This window comes from Komagataeibacter kakiaceti JCM 25156, assembly GCF_000613305.1.
The window spans coordinates 1-5,622 of the sequence record NZ_BAIO01000131.1; the positions used below are offsets into that span (position 1 = coordinate 1).

Below are 5,622 nucleotides of genomic sequence, written 5' to 3' on the forward strand. Positions count from 1 at the left end.
TGGCCTGCTGGGGGCGAAGGGGGAGGCCGCGCGGCAGGCGACCACCTTTCTGGAAATCGTCTCGCCCGGCCTGCCGCTGATCGCGGTCGGCATGGGGTGTTCGGGCCTGCTGCGCGCCATCGGGGCGGCGCGGATCTCCATGAACGTCACGCTGATGGGGGCGGTGATCTCGGCCATGATCGACCGCTCCTGATTCTGGTCATGGGGCTGGGGCTGAAGGGAGCCGCGATCAGCACCATCCTTTCACGCCTGATCGTGGCGCTGATCGGTTTTCGCTGCGTGCTGCGGCACGGCCTGTTCGGCTGGCCCGTGCGGACCCATGTGCTGTCTGACACGCGGCTGGTGGGGCAGGTGGCCATGCCCGCCATCCTGACCAATCTGGCAACGCCCGTGGCGGGGTGTTCGTCACCCATGCCATGGCCGGTTTCGGGCTGGCGGCGGTTGCGGGACAGGCCACCATCGACCGGATCGTGCCGGTGGCCTTCGCCTTCGTCTTTGCCCTGACGGGATCGGTGGGGCCGATCATGTCGCAGAATCTGGGGGCAGGAAAGCTGGACCGGGTGCGGCAGACACTGGTGGCCTCGCTATGGCTGGTTGCCGCCTGTGTCGCGGTAACGTGGGGGATCCTGTTCCTGACGCAGGATATTGTGGTGCGGGTTTTCTCGGCCCAGGGCACGGCGGCGATGCTGATCCACCTGTTCTGTAACTGGACGATCGCGGGTTACGTCTTTATCGGCATGCTGTTCGTGGCCAATTCGGCGTTCAACAATCTTGGCTTTCCCCTTTATTCCACCCTGTTCAACTGGGGGCGGGCGACGCTGGGCACCATTCCGTTTGTGTGGATGGGCATGCGTTTCGGGCCGGCGGGCGTGCAGGTGGGGCAGGTTCTGGGCAGCGTGCTGTTTGGATCCTGCGCGGTCATGACCGCCTTCAGCGTGGTCCGGCGGCTCCACCCCGGCGACAGGGCGACCGAGCAGGCCATGCCGGTCATTCCCCCACCACAAAGTGGCGAGGCCGGGATGATCGAACTGGACGAACTCGACCACTCAACCTGATACGGCCTGCCTGTCATGGCGCAGCATGGCCGCCACCACCGGGCCTATACTGTCGCGCCAGTGGGGCAGTTCAAGCGCGAAGACCTGCCGCAGGCGCGAACAGTCCAGCCGGGCATCCATGGGCCGCGTGGCGTGCGTGGGCCAGTCGGCGGTGGTGATCGGCATGACGGGGGGCGTAAGGCCCGCATGTTTCAGCGCCACGCAGGCCAGTTCATGCCATGTGCAGCTTCCGCTGCCCGCGGCATGGAACACACCACGATAATGCGGCTGCCAGCCCGCATGCAGTATCCGTGCGGCGATGCCCAGCAGCGCATCGGCCAGATCCCCCGCGCTGGTCGGGTTGCCGGACTGATCGGCCACGACCCGGAGGCGCGAATGGCGGCGGGCGGCGGTGAGCATGGTGCGGATGAAATTCCGCCCCGTCGGGCCATATACCCATGCCGTGCGCAGTATCATGGCCTGCGCGCAGGCGCCCAGCACCGCCTTTTCCCCCTCCGCCTTGGTGCGGCCATAGACGCTGCGCGGACTGACCGGATCCGCCTCGGTATAGGGCTGGCCCTTCAGGCCGCTGAATACATAATCCGTCGAGACATGCAGCACCGGCACGGCCTGCCCCGCGCATAGCCATGCCAGCAGGGCCGGGCCTTCCACATTGGCCTGCCGGGCCAGGTCGGGCTGGTCTTCCGCCGCGTCCACGGCGGTCCATGCGGCGGCGTTGATGACCAGATCGGGCCGGATGTCGTGCATGATCCGCACAAGGGTATCGGGCCGGTCGAAATCGAATTCCGGCCGCCCCACTACCCTGACCGCCGCCCCGCCGCGCCAGCGCAGGGCGGTGGCAAGCTGGCCGGAGCCGCCGGTGACCAGAATGCGGAATTTCGCGGGGAAAGGGGGGCGCGACGTCATGGCCACTGGAACCAGTCGATCACGCTGGAAAAGGCCGGGGCCTGTTCATCGCGCGGGGAAAGGATGGCCTGAGTGTCGCTGATCGGCCATTCGATACCCAGCGTTTCATCATTCCAGCGCACGACCCGTTCACAGGCGCGGTCCCATGGGCCGGTGCATTTGTACTGCACCTCCGTATTTTCACGTAAGGTGCAGAAACCGTGCAGAAAGCCAGGAGGTATCCATAACTGGCTGCCATTTTCGGCGCTCAGCGTCGCCGCGGCCCATTGGCCAAAAGTGGGGGAGCCGGTGCGCACGTCAACCGCCACATCCCATATCGCCCCCCGGCTGCACCGCACCAGCTTGCCCTGCGGGCAGGGCGCAACCTGACAGTGCAGGCCACGCACAACGCCGCTATGGCGGGAAAGGCTGTGATTGTCCTGCACAAAGGGCGCGGTGATCCCGATCCCGGCCCATGTGGTGGCGTTATATGTTTCACTGAAAAACCGCGACTGTCGTCAAACCGGGGGGGTATCAGCAGCAGCACCCCTTCGAGTGACAGAACCTCCACTTTCACGGTCACTGTCCTTTTCCATGGCCGTGGGGCAAAAGGACGGGCCGCGCGGTTCCTGCGGCTTTCATCCCCATGGTGGTGCGTCCTGTTCGTTTCATCATCCTGAAAACAGTTTAACGCGATGAACGTTACCAACTGATTAAGAGGCGGATTGAAACAACAGCTTGATAAAACAGGACAAAAGTTTTCAGGTGCCGTCTTTTTTCAAAAAAGCGGCGTTCCCTGAAGCCTTTTAAAAAAAGCTTCACCAAAAACTTCCGTGCATTTTGTGGGGGTACCAGATGAGGAATCTGGTGGAGCCAAGGGGAGTCGAACCCCTGACCTCCTGAATGCCATTCAGGCGCTCTCCCAACTGAGCTATGGCCCCACTGTTCCAACCGGCTGACCATTCTCGGATGGCCCACCGTGGTTCGGTTCGCGGGGTATAACCATAACTCCGGATCAATGCAACCCCCGGCAAACCGATTTATTGCAAGATGATATGCCGCGCCCGCAGCGCGCCCAGCAGCGCAAGGAGCGGCAGGCCCAGAATCGCGGCGTAATCGCCCTCGATACGTGAAAAAAGCTGGATACCCGGCCCCTCCAGCCGGTAGCAGCCCACGCAGGACAGGATTTCATCCCTCTCCGCCGCCAGATAGCTGTCCAGAAAGGAATCGCTGAACGCGCGCATGTGCAGCACCGGGCGCGCGACATGCCGCCATATCTCGCATCCCTCATGCACAAGCACCACCGCCGTATGCAGCATGTGGGCCTGTCCCCGCAGCGCGCGCAGATGAGCGCGCGCCTGCGCCACGGTTGCGGGCTTGTCGAACCACTGTCCCTGGCAGGACAGCATCTGGTCCGCCCCGATCACGACCGCGCCCCCGTTCCCCCCGACCGCACGCGCCTTGGCCCGGGCAAGTTCGAGCGCGGTCTGGTCCGCGTCCAGCCCATGGGTCCGGGCATGGTGGCGGATGGCGTGTTCATCCACATCCGTGGCCCGGCATGTCACCCGCACCCCCGCCGATTCCAGCAGGCTGCGGCGCGCCACGGAGCGGCTTGCAAGTACTATCGGCGGCGACTCCGCCTGTAACGGTGCGTCCTTTAGTACTAAATTCGAGTCGTCCGGCATCGCCTTCTCCGTACTGCGGAAGTGAAACATGAAATTCGGCCCGCAGGAGTACTGGGGTACATGGGGACAGTACTCCAAACAATTCGCGGCCGTACCGAGTACCGGGGACAGCGGATACACCTCCATTCACGGTGGGTTGTACACAGGCTTATGTCGGTACAATCTGGATAACCCTCCACAGGCACGGGAATCCTTGGAGTCGGAAACTGTACACCCTGTGGGAAAAGTGGGGTACATTTTCGGAAGTGCGGGTACCCCGTCATCCACAGCACTTAAAGCACATCAAAAATTTTCTTTCTCTTTTCTTTTATTGTTTTGAAGGGCGCGCGCGTGTCGTGCCTGCCCGCTATCCGTCGGGCGGAAAGTACGAGATAGTCCGGCCACAACGAAACTGAACGACGGATCGATGACTGAAACACGCAAACCCCTGCTCGCCACCCTGTTGGGAGAGGCGACATGGCCCCCTCCGGTATGGCTGATGCGGCAGGCGGGGCGGTTCCTGCCGGAATTCCGGGCCCTGCGTGAAAAAGCGGATTTCCTGACCCGCTGCATGACACCGGACATGGCGGTGGACATCACGCTTCAGCCCATCCGGCGTTTCGGCATGGATGGCGCGATCCTGTTTTCCGATATTCTGATCCTGCCATGGGCTATGGGCCAGTCGCTGGAATTCGTGGCGGGCCGGGGGCCGGTGCTGGAACCGGTGCGCTCGATGGCGGATCTGGCGCGGCTTGACCCCGCCCGTGTGGCGCAGGCCACCCAACCGGTCATGGAAACGCTGCAACGGCTGCGCGCTATTGTGGATGGCCCTGAGCCGATCGGCCCGGCCCGGCCCGGACAGGTCACGCTGATCGGCTTCGCGGGCGCGCCGTTTACCGTGGCGTGCTACATGGTCGAGGGCCACGGTTCGCGTGAGTTCGAGGAAACCCGCAGGCTTGCCTACACGGACCCTGAATTCTTCAACCGCCTGATCGACCTGCTGACCACATCCACGGCGGAAATGCTGTGCGCCCAGATCGCGGCCGGGGCGGAAGCGGTGATGCTGTTCGATAGCTGGTCGGGCCTGCTGCCGCCCTCTCAGTTTCGCCAGCATGTGATCGAACCGGCGCGCCGGATTACCGAAATCATCAAGAGCCGCCATCCGGGCGTGCCGGTCATCGGTTTCCCGCGTCTGGGCGGGATCATGGCGATCGAATACGGCAACAGGACGGGCGTGAACGCGCTGGCGCTCGATACCGGGGCGGATATGAAGGCGCTGGCGGAAAAACTGCCCGCGACGCTGGTGCTTCAGGGCAATCTCGATCCCATCCGCGTTCTGGCCGGGGGGGAGGGGATGCGCCAGGAAGCCCGCGCCATCCGTGACGCCATGAAGGGGCGGCCGCATGTGTTCAATCTGGGCCATGGCGTCATTCCCACCACGCCGCCCGAGCATGTGGGTGATCTCATCAAGACCATCCGGACGGTGTGAGCCATGTTACCTGCCGCCCTGCGTCCCGACGGGACGCTCCAGCTCGTTATCTTTGACTGTGATGGTGTCCTGATCGACAGCGAGGGACCGTCATGCCGGATGATCGCCCGCTCGATGCGCGAATATGGCCGCGAGATCAGTGATGACGAAGCGGTCCGCCGCTTCGCCGGGCACGCGCTGACGGCGCTGAAACATGAGATCGAACAGGCGGAGGGGATCAGCCTGCCTGCGGACTGGCCCGCGCGGATGCAGCGCAATCTGGTCACGCTCATGCGTAATGAAGCCGAAACCATTGACGGCGCGCCCGCCATGCTGCGTGGCGTGGCGGAACTGGGCCTGCCCTACCGTATCGGGTCCAATTCCTCCTCATTGGAAATGGAGGCGAAGTTCACCCGCACCGGTCTGGATGCGCTGATCGTTCCTTCCTGCATCCATTCCGCGCGGGACATGGGCTGCCCCAAGCCTGACCCGGCGGTCTATCTGGCCGCGGCGCGGGCGCAGGGCGTGCCGCCCGATGCCTGCATCGTGC

General features: G+C 63.8%; 4 protein-coding genes, 1 tRNA gene and 2 pseudogenes. 3 read left to right on the forward strand and 4 right to left on the reverse strand.

From position 1 onward, the window contains the following. Positions 1-1,055, forward strand: a pseudogene (locus JCM25156_RS22890) (MATE family efflux transporter); the annotation flags it as partial. Here the strand turns inward: JCM25156_RS22890 and rfbD are convergent. The 4 genes and pseudogenes from rfbD to JCM25156_RS08755 form a co-directional block, all read right to left on the reverse strand. Next, positions 1,047-1,961, reverse strand: coding sequence for a dTDP-4-dehydrorhamnose reductase (gene rfbD, locus JCM25156_RS08740; protein WP_051577506.1), 915 nt, complete (start codon positions 1,959-1,961; stop codon positions 1,047-1,049). The pseudogene JCM25156_RS22890 and the gene rfbD overlap by 9 nt on opposite strands. Beyond that, positions 1,958-2,517 (reverse strand): annotated as a pseudogene (rfbC, locus tag JCM25156_RS22895) (dTDP-4-dehydrorhamnose 3,5-epimerase). Before rfbC ends, rfbD begins: the two are co-directional and overlap by 4 nt. A 288-nt stretch (positions 2,518-2,805) precedes the next feature. Next, a tRNA-Ala gene (locus tag JCM25156_RS08750) sits at positions 2,806-2,881 on the reverse strand. 99 nt (positions 2,882-2,980) lie between these two features. Then, positions 2,981-3,625, reverse strand: a complete 645-nt coding sequence (locus JCM25156_RS08755) for a Maf family protein (protein ID WP_242402564.1) — start codon at positions 3,623-3,625, stop codon at positions 2,981-2,983. Between the two features lie 406 nt (positions 3,626-4,031). Here JCM25156_RS08755 and hemE point away from each other — a divergent pair, with 406 nt between their 5' ends. Then, the gene (hemE, locus tag JCM25156_RS08760) at positions 4,032-5,093 is read left to right on the forward strand and encodes a uroporphyrinogen decarboxylase (RefSeq protein ID WP_025812797.1); all 1,062 of its coding nucleotides are present in this window, start codon (positions 4,032-4,034) and stop codon (positions 5,091-5,093) included. Positions 5,094-5,096: 3 nt separating this feature from the next. Further along, on the forward strand, positions 5,097-5,622 hold a 526-nt coding region (locus tag JCM25156_RS08765), incomplete at its 3' end, for an HAD family hydrolase (protein ID WP_025812798.1).